Annotated in this window: 21 protein-coding genes; 2 read left to right on the top strand and 19 right to left on the bottom strand. The window is 42.4% G+C overall.

The features are described 5' to 3' along the window. The first annotated feature begins 152 nt into the window (after window positions 1–152). The gene (locus ABE65_RS03850) at window positions 153–563 is read left to right on the top strand and encodes an HIT family protein (RefSeq protein WP_066391465.1); all 411 of its coding nucleotides are present in this window, start codon (window positions 153–155) and stop codon (window positions 561–563) included. 188 nt (window positions 564–751) lie between these two features. On the opposite strand, the gene ABE65_RS03845 is transcribed toward ABE65_RS03850, so the two are convergent. The 4 genes from ABE65_RS03845 to ABE65_RS03830 form a co-directional block, all read right to left on the bottom strand. Further along, complete coding sequence (locus ABE65_RS03845) at window positions 752–1171, bottom strand: AhpC/TSA family protein (RefSeq protein ID WP_066391463.1); 420 nt, start codon at window positions 1169–1171, stop codon at window positions 752–754. Window positions 1172–1328: 157 nt separating this feature from the next. Beyond that, window positions 1329–2048, bottom strand: a complete 720-nt coding sequence (locus tag ABE65_RS03840) for an SDR family oxidoreductase (RefSeq protein ID WP_066391461.1) — start codon at window positions 2046–2048, stop codon at window positions 1329–1331. Window positions 2049–2160: 112 nt separating this feature from the next. Next, a complete protein-coding gene (locus tag ABE65_RS03835; protein WP_066391459.1) occupies window positions 2161–3495 on the bottom strand; it encodes a sodium-dependent transporter in 1335 nt (444 codons plus the stop codon). Between the two features lie 36 nt (window positions 3496–3531). Next, window positions 3532–4482 (bottom strand): NAD(P)H-dependent flavin oxidoreductase, encoded by a 951-nt coding sequence (locus ABE65_RS03830; protein WP_066391457.1) that lies wholly within the window; start codon window positions 4480–4482, stop codon window positions 3532–3534. A gap of 66 nt (window positions 4483–4548) precedes the next feature. Here ABE65_RS03830 and ABE65_RS03825 point away from each other — a divergent pair, with 66 nt between their 5' ends. Next, window positions 4549–5064, top strand: coding sequence for a gamma carbonic anhydrase family protein (locus ABE65_RS03825; protein ID WP_066391456.1), 516 nt, complete (start codon window positions 4549–4551; stop codon window positions 5062–5064). A gap of 284 nt (window positions 5065–5348) precedes the next feature. On the opposite strand, the gene paaX is transcribed toward ABE65_RS03825, so the two are convergent. The 15 genes from paaX to ABE65_RS03750 form a co-directional block, all read right to left on the bottom strand. Further along, window positions 5349–6242, bottom strand: coding sequence for a phenylacetic acid degradation operon negative regulatory protein PaaX (gene paaX / locus ABE65_RS03820; RefSeq protein WP_066391455.1), 894 nt, complete (start codon window positions 6240–6242; stop codon window positions 5349–5351). A gap of 149 nt (window positions 6243–6391) precedes the next feature. Further along, window positions 6392–7168 carry an enoyl-CoA hydratase-related protein gene (locus tag ABE65_RS03815; RefSeq protein WP_066391454.1) on the bottom strand — a complete coding sequence of 259 codons (777 nt, stop codon included), beginning with the start codon at window positions 7166–7168 and terminating at the stop codon, window positions 6392–6394. 14 nt (window positions 7169–7182) lie between these two features. Beyond that, a complete protein-coding gene (locus ABE65_RS03810) occupies window positions 7183–8388 on the bottom strand; it encodes an acetyl-CoA C-acyltransferase (RefSeq protein ID WP_066391453.1) in 1206 nt (401 codons plus the stop codon). Then, complete coding sequence (locus tag ABE65_RS03805) at window positions 8388–9260, bottom strand: 3-hydroxyacyl-CoA dehydrogenase (protein WP_066391452.1); 873 nt, start codon at window positions 9258–9260, stop codon at window positions 8388–8390. Before ABE65_RS03805 ends, ABE65_RS03810 begins: the two co-directional genes overlap by 1 nt. A gap of 499 nt (window positions 9261–9759) precedes the next feature. Beyond that, window positions 9760–11265, bottom strand: a complete 1506-nt coding sequence (locus ABE65_RS03800) for an aldehyde dehydrogenase family protein (RefSeq protein ID WP_066391450.1) — start codon at window positions 11263–11265, stop codon at window positions 9760–9762. 27 nt (window positions 11266–11292) lie between these two features. Further along, the gene (locus ABE65_RS03795; RefSeq protein WP_066391448.1) at window positions 11293–12066 is read right to left on the bottom strand and encodes an enoyl-CoA hydratase-related protein; all 774 of its coding nucleotides are present in this window, start codon (window positions 12064–12066) and stop codon (window positions 11293–11295) included. Window positions 12067–12078: 12 nt separating this feature from the next. After that, entirely contained in the window at window positions 12079–12855 is a 777-nt protein-coding gene (locus ABE65_RS03790; protein WP_066391446.1) for an enoyl-CoA hydratase/isomerase family protein, read from the bottom strand. Then, complete coding sequence (locus ABE65_RS03785) at window positions 12848–13153, bottom strand: EthD family reductase (protein ID WP_066235887.1); 306 nt, start codon at window positions 13151–13153, stop codon at window positions 12848–12850. The genes ABE65_RS03790 and ABE65_RS03785 overlap by 8 nt, the downstream gene beginning before the upstream one ends. A gap of 37 nt (window positions 13154–13190) precedes the next feature. Further along, the gene (gene paaD / locus ABE65_RS03780) at window positions 13191–13670 is read right to left on the bottom strand and encodes a 1,2-phenylacetyl-CoA epoxidase subunit PaaD (RefSeq protein WP_419471044.1); all 480 of its coding nucleotides are present in this window, start codon (window positions 13668–13670) and stop codon (window positions 13191–13193) included. Window positions 13671–13717: 47 nt separating this feature from the next. Further along, window positions 13718–14524 carry a 1,2-phenylacetyl-CoA epoxidase subunit PaaC gene (paaC, locus tag ABE65_RS03775; RefSeq protein ID WP_066391442.1) on the bottom strand — a complete coding sequence of 269 codons (807 nt, stop codon included), beginning with the start codon at window positions 14522–14524 and terminating at the stop codon, window positions 13718–13720. Continuing rightward, the gene (gene paaB / locus ABE65_RS03770) at window positions 14521–14868 is read right to left on the bottom strand and encodes a 1,2-phenylacetyl-CoA epoxidase subunit PaaB (RefSeq protein ID WP_066391438.1); all 348 of its coding nucleotides are present in this window, start codon (window positions 14866–14868) and stop codon (window positions 14521–14523) included. The genes paaC and paaB overlap by 4 nt, the downstream gene beginning before the upstream one ends. Window positions 14869–14891: 23 nt before the next feature. Beyond that, window positions 14892–15857, bottom strand: a complete 966-nt coding sequence (gene paaA / locus ABE65_RS03765; protein WP_066391437.1) for a 1,2-phenylacetyl-CoA epoxidase subunit PaaA — start codon at window positions 15855–15857, stop codon at window positions 14892–14894. Window positions 15858–15928: 71 nt separating this feature from the next. Next, window positions 15929–17257 carry a phenylacetate--CoA ligase family protein gene (locus ABE65_RS03760; protein ID WP_066391436.1) on the bottom strand — a complete coding sequence of 443 codons (1329 nt, stop codon included), beginning with the start codon at window positions 17255–17257 and terminating at the stop codon, window positions 15929–15931. A 326-nt stretch (window positions 17258–17583) separates the two neighbouring features. Then, on the bottom strand, window positions 17584–18573 hold the full coding sequence (locus tag ABE65_RS03755; protein WP_066391434.1) for a lipoate--protein ligase: 990 nt from the start codon (window positions 18571–18573) through the stop codon (window positions 17584–17586). A 27-nt stretch (window positions 18574–18600) separates the two neighbouring features. Further along, a complete protein-coding gene (locus ABE65_RS03750) occupies window positions 18601–19335 on the bottom strand; it encodes an MBL fold metallo-hydrolase (protein WP_066391432.1) in 735 nt (244 codons plus the stop codon). Window positions 19336–19387 lie beyond the last annotated feature (52 nt).

Below are 19387 nucleotides of genomic sequence, written 5' to 3'. Positions count from 1 at the left end.
ACACACCTCATATCTTTCATCTAATTTATATAACGTTTTCTTAACGTAATCATAACATTTTGTGTGATATCTGGTCAATGAATCCCCAGAATTGTTTGACTTGTGAGAAATATGAAAAATGTGTAAAAATGGTTCTGGAGGTGTTTTTATTAATGGATGATTGTATATTTTGTGATCCCATGAGTTTTCCTGAACAAAAAATAGTATTTGAGAATGAGAGTTGCTATTTTCTGCAAAGTCCGAGAGCTCAAGACATTTTACAAGGTGCGGGATTGATTATTCCAAAAGCTCATAAAGAGACTGTATTTGATTTAAGTGAAAAAGAATGGAAAGATACATATGATTTGATGCAGCAAGCAAAAAGCTTGCTAGACTCAGAGTTTGCACCTGATGGCTACAGCACGGGATGGAACGTAAATCCAGTAGGAGGACAGAGCATTCCCCACGCACATTTTCATATCATCCCTCGATTTGATGATGAGCCGTTTGCTGGCAGAGGCATTCGTTCGTGGATCAAGTCTGAGGAGAACCGCAGGCCGGGCAGTGTAAGTAAGACTTTATAAAGAGCTGATATCTGCTACTCCTTTTTTATGTGATCGACGATTATTTTTATGTGATTCATCTTCTTTTTTATGTGATTGATCACTATTTTTATGTGATCGACGCTATTTTTTATATGATTAAGTTCAGCGGAACCTATCTACCGCATAAAAAAGCTGATATAGCCCATGCTATATCAGCTTTATTCTTATCATTTCCGCAACTGCTTTAATACTTCGTCAATTTTTGCATGATCTTCAGGAGTATCATCCACGTGCTTCCACAAAACCTCTCCATTTCGATCAAACAGCCATGAACTTCCTTGAATGTTCACATCTTGATTTTTCACTGCGCTTAAAAAATGCTTTCTTTCCTTCTTATCTTTAGGCACAATGTCACTTACCTTCACTTCGCCTTTTAAAAGATCCGCCCCTACAGACAACATGCTTTTCAAAGTCGTCATATGGTGGTTTCCCATTTCCTCGTATAGCTCAAGCTCCGGATCACCGTAGATTTCAAATGGAAATGGTCCATGTACATTCATAAATTCTTGAATCTGTTCACGATTTGCTGGTGCTACGACAACAACTTTAACATCTAGACGTTCAAACTCCTCAAATGACTCACGCAACTGCGCAAGGAACTCTTGATAATATGGTCAGCCAAGATGTCTGACTAACACAACGAATGTTTTATTATTACCAAACAGCTCATCTAGCTTTACAGATTTTGAACCTTCAATGGATAACACTTCCTGATCTAGTTTCAATCCAGATCGCCTCCTCGTATTATACGTTCGGATATTCCTGAGAAAGAGGGTGAAGCATGATCTCATCAACGACCATGTGCTTTGGTGCACTTGCCATATACGCTACAGCTTCTGCGATATCATCTACTTTTAGCCAATCTTCTTTAAAATCAAGACCTTGTTCAGAATCAGCAAAGTACGTATCGATCGCTCCTGGATTTACAGTACCTACACGAACTCCAAATTCTCTGAGTTCTTGTGCAAGAGACCCCGAAAATCCTTGAACTGCGTACTTTGTAGCTGTATAGACAGAGCCGTTCGCAATCGTTCTGCGACCCACATCTGATGAGATCGTGATAATCGTTCCCTCTTTTCGCTCTTTCATATGTGGAACAACCGCTGTACTACATAAGAATACACCTTGTACGTTGACTTCAAACATTTTTTGAAAGTCTACTAATGAATGTTCTTCTGCCAATTTAAACTGGCCAATTCCAGCATTGTTTACTAGAATATCAATGTTTCCAAACGTTTCAAACGTTTGTTTAAACAGTTCTGCTACGTCCGCTTCTTTCGTCACATCTGCTTTTATAGCAAGAACATCGAAACCTTTAGCTTTTAACTCTTCACCGGTTTTGAAAATACCATCAGAAGAACCAACGATCGCTAATTTTGCTCCTAATGTTCCTAGCTTTTCTGCTATAGCTTTACCGCACCCTCGAGTTGCTCCTGTTACTACTGCTGTTTTGTTTTTTAGCATGTATAAAACTTCCCTTCACTTCACTTTACTTCTATGTTTTACAAATTCTATTATTAACACAAAAAAGGCGCTAAAACCAATTATGGTCCGCGCCTTTCTTTCTAATTTCCTTTTAAAAAAGTCCAAGCATGTTAACGAATACGATGATGATGACAACAGGAACAACGTAACGGATCAGCATGAGCCATAGCGCAAAGCCTTTTACCGAAACAGAAGAACCTGCTCTAAATTCTTGAAGCAGCATCTCTCTAGGATAACGATATCCTACAAACAACGCGATGAATAACGCACCTAAAGGAAGCAGGATATTACTAACTAAATAGTCGAGTTGATCAAAGATAATTTTGTCAAACAACGTGAAGTCTGACCATACGCCATAAGACAAAGTAGATGGTACTCCGAATGCAAAGATAAGGATACCAATGATCCATGACCATTTTGCACGGTTCTCTAATTCACCCTTTGTGATTGATGCAACGATGATCTCTAACATCGAGAAAGCTGATGTAAGGGTCGCAAACAAGAACAATGCTAAGAACACGATAAAGAATAATTGTCCGAAAACGATCTGATCAAATACAGCAGGAAGTACAACGAACAGCAATCCAGGTCCTTCTGTTGGCTCTAGACCTAATGAAAATACACCCGGGAAGATCGCTAACCCTGCTAATAACGAAATCAAGACGTTCAGCAATACGATCGTTGTTGCTGATTTTGTAAGACTTTCTTTTTTACTCAAATACGAGCTGTACGTTACCATAACAGAGATACCTACACTTAATGAGAAGAAAGATTGACCTAATGCAAAGAGGATATCGTCTCCACCGATCTTAGAAAAGTCAGGAAACAAGAAGAACTTTACGCCTTCCATCGCATTATCAAGTGTAAGAGAACGAATGATCAATACGGCAAACAAAACAAAAAGAGCTGGCATCATAATTTGGTTTGCTTTTTCGATACCGTTCTTAATCCCGCGACTTACAACGAAAATCGTGATCATCATAAAGATGAACTGAGAGATCAAAACGGGCCATGTACTTGAGATTGACTCTCCGAACATCTGACTAAAGTCATGATTAAAGAAGTCCCCGGAAAAACTTTTACCAAGGTAGAGTACGATCCATCCACCGATTACACTGTAAAATGATAATAAGATAAATGCTGTCGCTACACCCATTCTGCCTAACCAAGGCCATGCAGAACCTGGTGCGATCTTTCGATAAGCAGAAACCGCCTCTTTTTGTGCACCTCGACCGATAACAAACTCAGCCATCAATAGTGGAAAACCGATTAGAAACGTAAACAATAAAAAGAGGATAAAAAAGGCTCCTCCGCCACTAGTACCGGCAACATAAGGGAATTTCCAAATCGCTCCTAGTCCGATTGCTGATCCTGCTGCAGCTAGAATAAAGGCTAACTTTGACGTCCACTGGTCTTGCTGATTCATAATTACATACACCCTCCTGTTACTATTACTGCTGAATTAAATGAAACGATTGTTTAACATACTTACTGCTTCTCTTGCTTCTTTCATCATGGTCTCGAGCAGATCTTTTACGCTTGGCACATCTGAAACCATACCCGCGATCTGACCGCTATTGATAAAACCGTTCTCCAAGTCCCCTTTTACAGCTCCTAAAATATGATGATCCTCTGAGGTGTGTGTAATAAACTCTTCAGGTGAGACGCCATTTTTTTCAAGTTGAATCAACTTTTGAGCATAAGGTGTATCATAAATTCTTCTGATCTTTCCAGTTGAGCGACCAACGATTAACGTTTTAGTATCATCTGCCTCTACTAAGGAAGTCTTGTATCTCTCATGAAAAGGTGCTTCCTTTGTTGCAATGAATCGAGTTCCCATCTGAACACCTTGGGCACCAAGAGCAAAGGCAGCTGCCATACCGCTCCCATCAGCAATACCTCCAGCAGCGATAACCGGGATCTGTACGCTTTTGGATACTTGCGGCAACAGAACCATTGTCGTTGTCTCATACGGTGAGTTAAGTCCCGCAGCTTCATAGCCTTCAGCTACTAGCAGATCTGCCCTTGCTGCTTCAGCTTTTTTAGCATGATAGACAGAAGCCACTACACAGATAACCTTTAAGCCGTGTTCCTTTAGTTTCGGTATGTATGGAGCTGGATTGCCTGCAGATAAGGAAACAACTTCCACTTTATACTTGATCAGAAGTCTAAGAATTTCTTTTACATTTGATGCAACGGTTAAAGGTACATTAACAGCAAATGGCTTGTCTGTCATCCCCTTTGTTGCAATTATCAAATTTTCTACCTCTTCAGGTGACATCGTACCAGCACCGATCGTGCCTAATCCACCTGCATTCGATATCGCAGAAGCCAGTTCTGCATTACTAACATTTCCCATTCCGCCTTGAAGGATCGGATACTGAATGTTTAACAATTCACAGATGGAATTCAATTTCTCCACTTCCCATTCTAACCTTTGTTATACTGAACCTATAACCTGTTCCAAGGGAGGCTCATTATGAAATACACGTTTAATGGTAAAACACCAGATGTTCATGAAAGCGCTTTTATCGCGCCTGGGGTCCACTTGATTGGCGACGTTACAGTAGAAGAAGGAGCAAGCATCTGGTTTAACTCCGTTCTTCGAGGTGATGAAGGACCAATCTCAATCGGTAAAAAGACAAACGTTCAAGACAATTGCACGTTACACCTCTATGAAGGGTATCCTCTCATTCTAGAAGATGAAGTGTCGATCGGTCACAACGTCATCCTGCACGGATGTACGATAAAAAAAGGTGCACTCGTTGGGATGGGTTCTACCATTCTTGATGGTGTAGAAATTGGTGAACAAGCCTTCATCGGTGCAAATACACTAATTCCTCCCGGCAAAAAAATACCGCCGCGTGTAATGGTCATGGGTTCACCCGGTAAAATCATACGCGAGTTGAACGACGATGATCTAAAGCTGATTCAGCTTACGATCGACACGTATTATGAAAAAGGTAAGCAGTTCCGTGATGAATTAAAAAAATAGTAGAAAAGCACTTTCGTGTAATAGATTGCGAAAGTGCTTTTTTAGTTGTATCTAGCCTAATTTTTTACGCTCTTTTCTAAAAGATTGTTGCTTTGAACTCCTTGTCACATTTGACAATTGATTATAGTGGAAGGTGCGAGACTCCTACGGGACAGGCGGGCAGCTGAGACACTTAAGAGTGAAACGGACGAATGTGGCTCAGCGCCTGCCCCGTGGAAAGCGAGCAGCCTGGAACGGTAATCAATACTTCCAAAAGCAACAAAGTTTACGAAAACAGCCTTTTTTTATGACCGGTTCTCCTGAATAAGAGGATGATTAAGAGCATCAAACTCTGAATCTTTCTTTAGATCGTTTCCATCCGAATAGATACTCTCAAAGAAACGACTTGCAGGTCCTGCTAGTGCACGATAATAATCACTAAAGAGTGAAGCTGCATGATCACCTAGCCATTCTGAATGAAGTAGCTCTTTCGGTAGACCTGGATCGATGAATAAGAACTTACGGTATTCGTGAACAAGTTTTGTGCGCTCTACAAAGCACTCTCCATCTGTCATCTCACCTTTTTCAATCTTATTCTTATCGATCACATATTTTTGAGAATACGTTACGATGAACTCGTTGTATTTCTCGTTGATGTCATTTAGATCCCAACACTCAGAAACTAGCTTTTCATTCTCGTTTGGCCCATTGTATACGGCTGTAAACGAATGAACATAGTCTTTGATCTCATATTTATCGATCATTGATTGAATCTGATCAGAGTATGCGTGCGGAGAGATCCAAAAGCTGTTTGCTAGCAACCCAAACCCGCTCCAGACTAATTCTTTTCGAAGCTCATCACGGATGCTTCTTTTCTCTTCAGGGATCGTATAAGTGAACATCATCCATTCGCCGTTCCACGGTTCTTGTTGCGCGTTAAAAATTCTCTTGGCGGCTTCATCCATACGCTTCTTTCCGCGTTCGGTTAAGAAATAATAACTTTTATTCCCTTGTTTTCTTGCTGCGATCCAGCCTTGCTTATTCATTCTTGAAATCGCTGCTCTTACGGCCTGTTCGTTGTGGCCAAACTCTTCTAACAACCGAATCAAGCTGCCGATCCATATTTCACTTCCATAATGCCGGATATAATCTCCGTATAAGGTGAAGATCATCGAGCGTGTGTTTAAACTATTCTGCATGTTCATACCCTCATTTGTACCTGTTATTGTCTGTACAATCCTATCATAAAGAAAACGTGACTAACATCAAGTCTTTCAAGTATTCCTCGTGAACATATACGATCGACTTACTCTTGCAATGATAGTGGATTTATACAGACAGAAACAAGTTACTCTCCCTTAAATACTGGGGGTCTTTTTTCTCCGAATGCGACAAGTGCTTCCATTCGATCTTTTGTAGGAATCGTCACTTCATAAGCTTTTGCCTCAATCGCAAGTCCTGTCTGCAGATCAACTTCTGTTCCATGCTTGATTGCATACTTGGCTTGCTGAACGGCTACTGGTCCATTCTTCATAATAAGACCAGCATAATTTTCACAAACCGCCATCAATTCTTCTCTTGACGTTACTTGATTTAAGATGCCATATGAAAATGCTTCTTCCGCCATCATCTTTTTCGCTGTTAAAATCAGTTCCATCGCTTTCGCTTGACCGATCAGTCTCGGAAGACGCTGAGTTCCTCCTGCACCAGGAATGATCGCCCAACTAAGTTCTGTCAGACCCATCGACGCTTCTCTCACAGAAACCCGCAGATCACAAGCAAGAGCTAACTCGAAGCCTCCTCCAAAAGCATGGCCATTGATCGCACAGATCGTAGGCTGCGGCAACGCTTCAACAGCAGAGAACACATCGCGGATCTTACGTACATTTCTTCTTACTTCAGATTCACTCAGTGTACGGCGTTCTTTTAGATCGGCTCCTGCACTGAATGCTTTTTCCCCTGCACCTGTAAAAATCACAACGCGAACATCATTATTGTGATGAATGTCTTCTACGACTTCTTCTAGCTCTTTTAACGTTGAAAAGTTAAAGCAGTTTAAAACTTCTGGACGGTTTAAAGTTACATAGGCAACATAATCTTTTACTTCGTATAAAATAGCACTCATGCTAGATGTCCCTCCTATTCATTGATCGCTTCAATTACAGAAGCAATCCCTTGACCAACACCGATACACATTGTTGCTAGACCGTAGTGCGATCCTTGTTTTTTCATTTCGTGAATAAGCGTTGTTAAAATACGCGCACCACTAGCCCCTAGCGGATGGCCGAACGCAATTGCACCGCCGTTCACGTTAACTTTGCTAGAATCTAATCCTAACTCTCTCATACAGGCTAGTGATTGCGACGCAAATGCTTCATTCAACTCCACCAAATCGAGGTCAGCAATAGAGATACCTGCCCGCTTCAGTGCTTTTTTGGAGGCTTCAATCGGTCCTACACCCATTATAGCGGGCTCAAGACCTGCAACACCGGATGAGACATATCGAGCCAGAGGTATTAATCCTAACTGATCCGCTTTTTCACGGCTCATCAAAAGTAAGGCAGAAGCTCCATCGTTCACGCCAGACGCATTTCCTGCTGTGACACTTCCATCTTTAAACAATGGCTTAAGTGTACCTAGCTTTTCAAGCGATGTTTCAGGACGAGGGTGTTCATCTTCTGTAACCCACGTTTCGTTTCCTTTTCGATCTACTAATCTTACAGGAACGATCTCTTCTTTAAAACGGTTCTGTTTGATAGCTTCTTTTGCTTTCTGTTGAGAATCAAAAGCGAACTGATCTTGTTCTTCTCTTGTAATTCCATATTTCTTCGCTACGTTCTCTGCTGTTTCAGGCATAGAATCTGTACCGAACTTTTCATGCAGAAGCGGATTCACAAAACGCCACCCGATCGTCGTATCAAACATTTTCATATCCCCACGAGGATAGTCGACTTCAGGCTTTCCCATCACGAGTGGTGCGCGTGTCATACTCTCCGTTCCACCCGCGATGAAGATATCTCCTTCACCAGCCAAGATGGCTCTAGCACCGTAAATGACCGCATCCATACCAGATCCGCATAAACGGTTGATCGTCGTTCCCCCAACTTCAACAGGAAGTCCTGCGAGTAAAGCGGACATTCTTGCCACGTTACGATTATCTTCTCCTGCTCCGTTTGCGTTTCCGAATATTACTTCTTCGATCTCGTGGACAGGAAGTTCAGGGTTTCTTTCAACAAGTGCTTTGATTACTACTGCTCCTAGATCATCGGGGCGAACCGTTTTTAGTCCACCTTTATATCGCCCTATAGGCGTGCGGACAGCATCAACGATGACAACCTCTCTCATCACTTTTTCACCCCGTTATCTTCCGTGGTGTAGTCGTATACCCCTTTACCTGACTTTCGGCCAAGTCTTCCCGCTTTAACATACTTCACTAATAGTGGTGCCGGACGATATTTTTCACCTAACGTTTTATGAAGATAGTTTAAGTTATTCAGTCGTGTATCTAGACCTACTAAATCGCCAAGTTCGAATGGTCCCATCGGAAAATTCAAACCAAGTTTGATCGCTTTGTCGATGTCTTCTGGCGTACCAACGCCTTCTTGCAGCATATAGAATGCTTCATTCCCAATCATAGCTGAAATTCGGCTTGTAACGAATCCTGGGAACTCGTTAACCGTTACGGTTTCTTTTCCCATCTTCACAGCTGCTTCCTTAGCAAGTTCAACCGTTTCATCGTTTGTTTCATGTCCGCGAACGATCTCGACGAGTGGCATTCTATGGACCGGATTAAAGAAATGCATGGCGATTACTTTTTCAGGACGTTTCGTAAATGATCCTATTTCTGTCGGACTCATCGTTGAAGTGTTTGTCGCAAGGACACAATGCTCTGGTGCAGAACGGTCTAGTTCTTCAAAAACAGCACGCTTGATCTCTATGTTTTCTGGAACAGCTTCGATCACTAGATCTGCACCGCTCACCGCTGCTGATAGATTCGTAGCATATGAAAGTCTTGCTTGCGCTTCTTCAGCTACACTTTGTGATAACTTTCCACGAGATACTGCTTTTGAAAAAATAGAATCGATCTCTTTTTTTGCATTTTCGAGTTGTTCTTCTTTTACATCTACGAGCTGAACATCAAAACCGCCAACTGCGCTCACGTAGGCGATTCCTCTTCCCATCACACCAGATCCGATGACTACAGCATTTTGTAACAATAGTCTCTCCTGCCTTTCTTTTAAACAAATGTTTAACGTTTTGTATGCAATACTGCTTTTGAAGGAGTTTAATTTCCGCTGCAAGGCTCGCTTTCCGCAGGGTGTGCGGTGAGCCCATTCGCCGCTTTGCGTCATTGAACGGTCTCACCTGTCCCACTCATCCTGCAGGAGTCTCGCCTTTCCGCTCCAATTAACTATTCAATGAAGTAGTAATTCAAATCTCTTTGCAGCAAATTCTTGTATAAAAAGCGAGCACTAAGGCTCGCTTTTGTTTTGTTCTTTACTAAATAAATCACTGACAGAAAAGCTTTAAAACCTTCTGTTAAAGGTGATTGTAGTGGAAGATGCGAGACTCCTGCGGGACAGGCCGGCAGGTGAGACACTTAAGAGTGAAACGCTTCAAATGTGGCTCACCGCCTGCCCCGCGGAAAGCGAGCATCTGAAACGGAAATCAACTCTCCCACAAGCAACAAAGCTTAAATAAACAGTTATTTTGTTTTTACAGATTAAAAGGATTCAACGGACGTGATCCTGTGTAGGACACGACGCTCTTTGTTTCTGAATAAAGATCGAGTGTCTCGATGCATAGCTCGCGGCCAAAACCTGATTGCTTGTAGCCACCGAACGGTGTTCCTGGGAATGCTGAGAACGGTGAGTTGATCATAATCGTTCCAGCTTGAATCATGCCTGCTACTCGCGTTGCTTTTGCGTGATCTTTCGTCCAGATCGCTGCAGCTAAACCGAAGTCTGTGTTGTTTGCTAGTTTCACAGCTTCTTTTTCGTCCTTAAACGTCGATACAACGACAACCGGTCCGAAGATTTCTTCTTTAACCACTTTCATGTCTTCGTTTACATCCGTAATGATCGTTGGAAGATACCAATGACCGCTTTCATAACCGTCCACTTTTGCACGTCCTCCGCCTAGAAGGATTGTTGCTCCTTCTTCTTCAGCAGATTTCACGTAGCCGTCGATTACTTCAAGCTGGCGTTCTGAAATGATCGCACCAACATGTGTACCTTGATCAAGTGGATTACCTAGTACAAGCTTCTTCGCTTTTTCAACGAACTTTTCCATGAACGCGTCATAGATACTTTCCTCAATGTACAAGCGAGAACGTGCTTCACAAGATTGACCTGTGTTATAGAAAATACCGAATAACGAGCCGTCAACTGCTGCATCAAGATCTGTATCGGCAAAAACTAAGTTAGGAGATTTCCCGCCAAGTTCAAGTGTTACACGTTTTAACGTTTGAGATGCTTTTGCCATGATGTCTTTTCCTGTTCCTGTTTCACCAGTGAACGCTACTTTATCAACACCTTCATGTTCAGCAAGGTATGAACCAACTGTAGCTCCATCACCTGTAATGATGTTTACAACACCTTCAGGAACACCTGCTTCGTGGCAGATTTCTGTCATTACGATCGCTGTAAGTGGTGTTAAGCTAGCCGGCTTTAAGATGACAGAGCAACCTGTTGCGATCGCCGGTGCAATTTTCCATGCTGCCATCATCATCGGGTAGTTCCAAGGAATGATCTGTGCACAAACGCCTAGAGGCTCTTTTAACGTGTAGTTCATGAAAGGCCCTGGCATAGGGTTTACAGCACCACGGTGGCTTACGATAGCCCCAGCGTAAAACTCAAAATCTTCAATCGCTTGCATGACTTGTCCTTGTGCAGCACTTAAAGATTTTCCGCTGTTTAAAATCTCAAGCTCAACAAGTTCGTTGAAACGAGAACGCATGATACTAGCAATCTTGTTCATCGTGCGAGAACGTTTATTTACAGGAGAGCGCTTCCATTTTCCTGTTTCAAAAGCAGTTCTTGCAGCCTTTACAGCAGAATCCACATCAGCTTTTGTTGCTTTTGCTACTTTCGCTAATGGTTCACCTGTTGCCGGGTTATATGTAACAAAGTATTCGCCCTCAGATCCACCAACACTTTGTCCGCCTATCACCATTTCATATACGTCACGTTTTACCGCTTTAACTTCTGTTTTTGTACTCATGTTCTCCACTCCTTTTAGTCTAGATGTCTATTTTCCTGTGAATGCAGGTTTTCTCTTTTCTATAAATGCATGCAGACCTTCTTGATGATCCGCTGACTCTCCAGCAATTTTTTGCGCTTGTGCTTCATATTCTAACACTTCATTCAAATCGCTTTCCCAGCTTTTATTCATATAGCGTTTAATGAGGCCAATTGCTTTTGTTGGCATGTTTGCTAGTTTCTCAGCGAACGTTTCCACTTCGAGCATGAACTCCTCTTCACTAACCGTTTTAGTAACGAGACCAAACTCTTTCGCTTGTTGAGCGGTGATCTTCTCACCTAACACAGCTAGCTCCATCGCTTTTGCATGACCGACTAAACGAGGCAAGAAGTACAGATTCCCAGAGTCAGGTACGAGACCAACATGGATGAACGCTTCTATAAAGCTCGCTTTCTCACTTGCGATACGGAAGTCACAAGCTAGAGCGAGGCTCATTCCTGCACCAGCTGCTACCCCGTTCACAGCTGCGATGACTGGCTTTTCCATGGCAACTAATGCTTGCACCATAGGGTTATATCCTTTACGAAGAACATCACCGTAATCAGCGCCCTCTGGTGAACCTGTTAGATCTTGACCAGAGCAAAACGCACGTCCAGCACCCGTTATAACAACCGCTCTCACATTGCTATCTTTGTTGGCTTCTTTTATCGCTGAAACCATTTCCTTATGCATGAGTGAAGTGAAAGCATTAAGCTTATCAGGACGATTTAAAGTAATCCAAGCCGTTTTCCCTCTAGTTTCGTAGCTGATCGTTTCAAACATGTTCATATCCCCCTACTTCCCTTTAAATTCTGCTGGACGCTTTTCAACAAAAGCCTGCATGCCTTCTTTTTGGTCCTGCGACGAGAATAATAGATAAAAGTTTTTACGTTCGAACTGCATGCCTTCGTGTGTGGAATAATCAATAGACTTATAAACCGTCTCTTTTATTAAACGCGTAGATAACGGCGCTCTAGAAGCTACAATCTTCGCATACTTTTTCGCCTCGTCCACTACAAGTTCTGGTGCGATCACACGGTTGATTACGCCATATTGAAGTGCTTCATCCGCTGTCATCGGATCACCGAGCCAAAGCCACTCAAGTGCTTTCTTTTGACCCATCAGTTTTGTAAGTTTTACTGTTCCACCAGCACCAGGCATCACACCAAGTTTGATCTCCGGAAATCCAAACTGTGCGTTTTCTGCTGCGAAGAGGATGTCTGCGCATAATGCCAGTTCAAAACCTCCGCCAAAACAGTAGCCATTGACGGCACCAATGATCGGCTTTTTGATTGTTGCGAGTCGATCCCATTCTTTAAACTGGTTTAATAGTTCAAGAGAGACCGCTGTATCTTCTTTCATCTCATCAATGTCGGCACCGGCTGCAAATGCACGCTCGCTACCTGTTAAAACAATTGCTTTTACCTCATCATTACGGTCAAAGCTTTCAAAAGCATCTAATAGTTCCGTAACCATCGGCCGGTTGATCGCGTTTAATACACGCGGCCTGTTTAATTGAATGGAGGCGATCCCATCTTCAATAGAGGTTAGAATTGTTTCGTAATTACTCATTGATTTCCTCACCAATCATAAGTGTTACGAGTTCAGCTGCAAAGCTCATCAAGTCTTTACCAGAAGCTTTCCCTTCATCAGACTTCATAGCCGCTTTTAACGCATCATGATCGTCATAGTACATCTCACAAAGAATGTGATAGTCGCTTTTGCCCATCGGAGAGCCTACAATTTTTGTTACTTCCATTTTGCGAAGTCCAGGAATCTTTTTTGTGATCTCTGTATGATGTCCAAAATAGTGCTCGTCGAACTGCTCCAAGTTTTCCGGTGTTTTGTAAAGTGCGATTAGTTTTACCATGTGTGTTTCCTCCCTATTTTTAAACTCATCTTTTGTCTTACCCCATATCAGCAACAGGTTTCATCGCTTCAAACGGGTTCTTGCACGACTTGCAATATAGGATACTTCTGCAGGCTGTTGGTCCAAAGATGTTTTCCATCGTTACGTATGTTGATCCACAATACGGACAATCGATCTCCCAAGGCTCACCCATCACATGGTTAGCTGGTGGCGGTGAGATACCGAACTCTTTTAATCTCTCTCGTCCCTCGGGTGTAATGCGGTCTGTTGTCCACGATGGTGTAAATACAAATTTCACTTCTGCTGAAGTAATTCCTTCTACATTTTCAACCACTTTTTTTATATCTCGTTCAATGATGTGAAGAGCTGGACAGCCAGAGAACGTAGGAAGAACAGATACTTTCACTGCTCCATCTGTCACATCAACTTCATGCACCATTCCGAGATCCAATATACTGACAGAGGCGATTTCAGGATCTTTTACATCCCCAAGCGCGTCCATCACACTTTCAGTCATGCTGCTTTTCAATTCGGACACGTGGTTCATCTCCTTTCTAAATCGTCTTACCAGCCAGTAGCGGGATTTGTTGCATAAACTTCAGACAGTGTTGAAGTGGCTTGTTTTAAGTCTTCGGTGTGGACACCGTTTCGACCGTTGCCTCTTTCCATGCGTGGTTCACCCGGATAAGATGCACCTACTTCTTTTAAGACAGCTTCAATCTTGTTGTTCCATCTCTTTTTCATTACGTTCTCATCATCGATGAAGTTCGCCTTTACGATATCTTCATAATACGGTCCGAGCGTAAGAACTCCGCCAAAGTCTTTCCAAACCTTTTGGATGGCTGCTGTCATTCGCAGGATCGCTTCATCTGTACTCGTCATAAGCTGCTTGAACCAGATCTCCCAATGCATCAGATGGTAATACTGCTCTGTCATGATTTTATGGGCCGCTTCTGCTAGAGGTTCATAAGAAGAGTGACGCAATGAGTCTAGACGAATATGCTTGTGAACCGCGTAAAAGTAGTTTCGTACAACGGTAAACGCCCAGTCGTAATCTGGTTCTTTTAAGTACGTGCCGGGTCCGTTCACTTCTTCTAAGATGATCGCATTTCGAAACTGATCAGGTGATCGGAGGTGAGCAATTCTGTCTGCTTCTCCTTCTCCAAGGTCTTCAAGCAAGTTATAGTAAAGGTTTGCATGCCCCATCATATCTTGTGAGATCGATGAAAACGCAACATCCTCTTCGATGTGCGGTGCGAGACCTAGCCATTCCGATCCGCGGAACGCAAGAAGAAAATCGTCGTCTGCCAGTTGATACAGCAACTCGATCAACGCTTTCTTCTCTTGTGGTTTTAACGTTTCCTGTGTCATGAATTGTCTCCCCTTCCGCCAAGGATGTGCTGTTCGGTAAACTGCTCCTGGTTGTAGTCACGCCACTTCTTCTTCAGATAGCCATATCCTTTTGTTTCTCTATATTGTTTATCAAGACGTTTCAGCATCTCTCTTTCGTCTTGGTTAAGTCCCCTGATATTCTCTCTTTTCACAACCCAAATGTCAGCGACCGTTTCTCTTCTGAAGAAGTTCTCTTTTGCCATGATGAGAGCCATATCTGCGTTCGGTGCTAAAAGGCTGAAACTATGCTGAAACGGAGATTTATCTGTTTTCTTGCTGAATACTTCATACACGTTGTAAAACTCATTTGTTGATTCATTCACCTTTGTTTCTCTCCTTTCCGCTCTTAGATCACCTTTTTAGCAGCGAGTGCCGCGCGTACCCACTCGTTATTTTTATAGGAGCGGCGACGCAGATCTAAACGATTCTGTGATTGTGGTCCGTTACCAGAAACAATCTGCTTGAACTTGCTCCAGTCAGCATCTTTATAAATCCACATTTGAGTATCTTCATCAAAGCGGATCGTATCATCTGGAATGGTTAACCCAAGCGACCAGATGCGCGGAATGTATTTTGTAAAGAATTCTTGTCTAAGGTCTTCGTTTGTTTTTGTACGAATCTTATACATGATGTTCTTATCCGCGTTCGAGTTTCCAGTTTCTTTTGCAGACTTTGGTCCGAAGAACATGATCAGTGATTCCCACCAGCGGTTTAATGAATCCTGCAGCATATCACGCTGTTCCGGAGTTCCTTCGGCCATCGCTAAAATGATGCTCTCACCGTGTTGCGCATGGAAAACTTCCTCCGCACAGATACGCTTTAACGCTCTAGCGTATGGACCGTAAGAAGAATCAAGCATCATGCTTTGAGAGATAATTGCCGCTCCATCCACAAGCCAAGCGATGATTCCCGCATCGCCCCATGTTGGAGCGTCCATATGAAACACGTTATGAAACTTTAATTTACCTGAAAAAAGATCTTCCATGATGTCGTGGCGGTTCTTGCCAAGTGGTGCCATCAAATCTTCTGCCACGCGAAGCAAGAGCTGTCCGTGCCCCATCTCATCCTGAACTTTTGCCATGATCGCTAGTTTACGGTGAAGAGAAGGCGCTTTCGGTACCCACTCTTTTTCTGGAAGCGCTCCCATAATTTCTGAAATGCCATGCATGGAAATCAAACGAATCAGCTGCAGGCGATAATCTTCCGGCATCCAATCATCCGGTTCAATCTTTTCACCGGCGTTGATCCGATCAAGAAAATGTGTCATTTTCTCTTCTTCACTAAGCTGATTAAAACTCATACCAACTGTCATGTTGTTTTCCTCCTATTATGTTACGTTTATTTACCGTCATTATAAATTATCGTCATACGATTGAAAAGTAATTATACGCCCATTTTTTTCTGTATCTGTCTAACCACACGAATCGCCTTCCCTTCAGAACGTGGAATCCCTTTTGGTGGATACACTTTAATGTTCATGGATACGAGACATGTGTCTTTAATTTTTTTGGTAATCGTCTTCTTTAAAAGATGTGACGCCTCATGATTTTCGTCCCCGTTTGTTACAGCATAAAGTTGTTCTGTCATCTCTACATGAAGTTCAATATGCTCTTTTAAACCTTCAGTTAAAATATGAACTTGATAGTGAGGGACAATATCCTCGATCGAAAGAAGACAATTCTCAATCTCAGATGGAAACACGTTAACTCCACGAACGATAATCATGTCATCGATCCGGCCCTTAACACGACTCATTCGTATGGAAGTCCTTCCACAGCTGCAAGGTACTCGATTAATAGAAGCGATATCTCCTGTACGATATCGAATGATCGGAAAAGCTTCCTTCGTTAAACTCGTAAACACAAGCTCTCCATACTGACCATCTGGCATTGGTTCAAGCGTATCAGGATTAATGATCTCAGCTATAAAATGATCATCCATAATATGAAGGCCATCCTGGGCCTCATGGCATTCCATCGCAACACCTGGCCCCATTACTTCGCTCAATCCATAGATATCCATCGCTTTAATACCAAGCTTCTCTTCAAGCGTTGCACGCATCTCTTCTGACCACGGCTCGGCTCCAAAAATTCCAAATTCAATGGAAGTGGCTTTTGGATCTTTTCCCATCTCCTCCATCTTTTCAGCGATGGTTAAGATATAAGATGGCGTTCCGCAGATCACCTGTGGTTTAAAGTCTTCGATCAAAAGGATTTGCCGCTCTGTGTTTCCTCCCGATACAGGAACGGTAATCATGCCTAGCCGCTCTGATCCGTTATGAAGCCCGAGCCCTCCAGTAAACAGACCATAACCATATGCATTATGAAGCACGTGACCAGGTTCGCCACCAGCGATCGCGATAGAACGTGCAACCATATTACTCCATCGCTCGATGTCTCCTTCTGTATAGCCCACCACTGTTGGTTTACCGCTCGTTCCAGAAGAGGCATGCAGTCGGACAAGGTGATCGTTCGGAACTGCGAAAAGTCCAAAAGGATAATGATCTCGAAGATCTTTTTTTACGGTAAAAGGAAGTCTTTGAAGATCTTCTAATGATTCGATCGTAGAAGGGTGAATTTCTTTTTCATCAAATGCATGTTTATAAAAAGGGACATTCTCATAAACGCTCTTTACCGTCTGCTTTAGCCGATGAAGCTGCAACTCTTCTTTTTCATCACGACTCATACATTCCACTTGTGGATGGAGGATCATTCTTTCATCTCCCTTTATAATATGTAAGCGATTACAATTGAGATTAAAAAAATATGACGTTTTTGTACCGTTATCTAATTATTGTGTGATGTATTTGGTTTCAGCTTATCATTTATAATAATTTTCTGTCAAATGATTTTGAGTGCTGAAACAGCCCGTTTAGAGAAACAATTTCGGATGAAATGGTGAAGACCTATAAATTGATGATGAGGACTTATAAAAAAATTTGAAGACGTATAAATTTTTTTGAAGACTTATAATTCAACCTGAAGACTTATAAACGATAAAAACAACAAAAAACCGCCCATGAAAAGGCGGTTTTCTTCCTAATATAATAAATCCAGAAACTCCTGACGCGTTACATTACCAAAGTAATGAGTCAAATCAATATCTTCCAACACATTTTCGATCGCCTCGCGGTCATAACGAACACCGTTCAGCTTGTTTTCGATATCTGATACGTCACCTACACCGAAGAAATCTCCAAAGATCTTACTTTCTTGAATGATTCCTTTAACGATGTGCAGACGGATGTCAACAGAGCCTGCAGCAAAACGGTTTGAGAGTTCTACGTTGAACTTCGGTGATTTTCCGTAGTTCCAATCCCAGTTTGCATAACGTTCTCTTGAGATTTTGCGGATTTCTTCCCAATCGCTTTCTGTCAGTTCATACTTCGGAATAGAATCGAACTCTTCAAAGAGATACGTTAATAGCGTCTGTTTGAACTCTTCCATCGTCATATCTTCATCCAAGTGCTCGCGGATATTGGTTACTCGGCTGCGGATAGACTTGATACCTTTTGACTCGATCTTGTCCATTCGTACGTTTAGGGCAGAAACTACATTTTCAATCTCAGAATCAAAAAGCAAAGTGCCATGGCTAAACATACGGCCTTTTGTAGAAAACTGTGCGTTTCCGGAAATTTTCTTACCGTCAGCCAAAATATCGTTTCGTCCACTTAATTCAGCGTTCACACCGAGTTTTTTCAGTGCTTTTACAACAGGATCGGTAAACTTCTTAAAATCATGAAACGAATTACCGTCATCTTTCGTGATGAAACTGAAGTTTAAGTTTCCGAGATCATGATATACGGCACCGCCACCTGATAAACGACGAACCACATGAATACCTTCATCACGAACATAATCCGCGTTGATCTCTTCAACGGTATTCTGATTCTTACCGATGATGATCGATGGTTCATTTATATAAAAAAGCAAATACGTTTCATTGATGTCTAAATGTTTTAAAGCGAACTCTTCTATAGCTAGATTCACTCTTGGGTCTGTAATATTTTCATTATCAATAAAAAGCATATTTCTCTCCTCTTTCAGTCCCTATCTTTAAGCTCCCCACGTCCAGCCGGAAGAGGCAAGCTCCACTTTATTGTTATACACCTCTTTTGCCTCTGTGACAAGCTGTGATAACTGACCAAAATGAGGAAGGTGAGTAAGAAGCAGTTCACGAGCTTCAGACTCATGTGCTAGCTTGCCGCAATCTTCTGATGTCATGTGGCCTGGGCCACTTCCATCCATCCCTTTGTAAAAGTTACATTCTGCGATTAACAAGTCCGCATATCGGCTGAACGGAACGAGTTCAGGAATGAGCGCAGTATCTGCCGTATATACAATCGTATGCTTTCCATCCGTAATCCGCATCGCATAACAAACCGCAGCATGCTTCGTCAGTTGAAACGTAATCGTGAATGGCCCAACCTTCAACACTTCATCTGGATGATAGGCATATCCTTTAGTGGTTGTCCCGTGCGTGAGCGAGCGAAAACCATCTTGATCCTTATCGTGACCATAGATTGGAAGCGTCTGTATTCCTTTTTGTAAAAATGACTGGATGAGACGACTGTATTGAAGAACTCCTACATCAGCCACATGATCTGCGTGATAATGTGATAATACAACTGCATCTAGTTTTTCTGGTTGTATATACTTTTGCAATTGTGAGAGCACACCGCTTCCACAATCGATAAGCAGATTGTATCCTCCGCTCTGAAGAAGGTATCCCGATGTGGCTTCACCCGTTCCTGGATAACCACCCCAATATCCGATGACCGTTAGTTTCATAACTCTAGCCCTCCGCCTTTTTATTTACTAGTCTACACAATGCACTACTGTT

It is taken from the genome of Fictibacillus phosphorivorans, from assembly GCF_001629705.1.
GTDB classification, from domain to species: domain Bacteria; phylum Bacillota; class Bacilli; order Bacillales; family Fictibacillaceae; genus Fictibacillus; species Fictibacillus phosphorivorans_A.
This window is presented reverse-complemented; position numbering and strand designations above follow the sequence as displayed.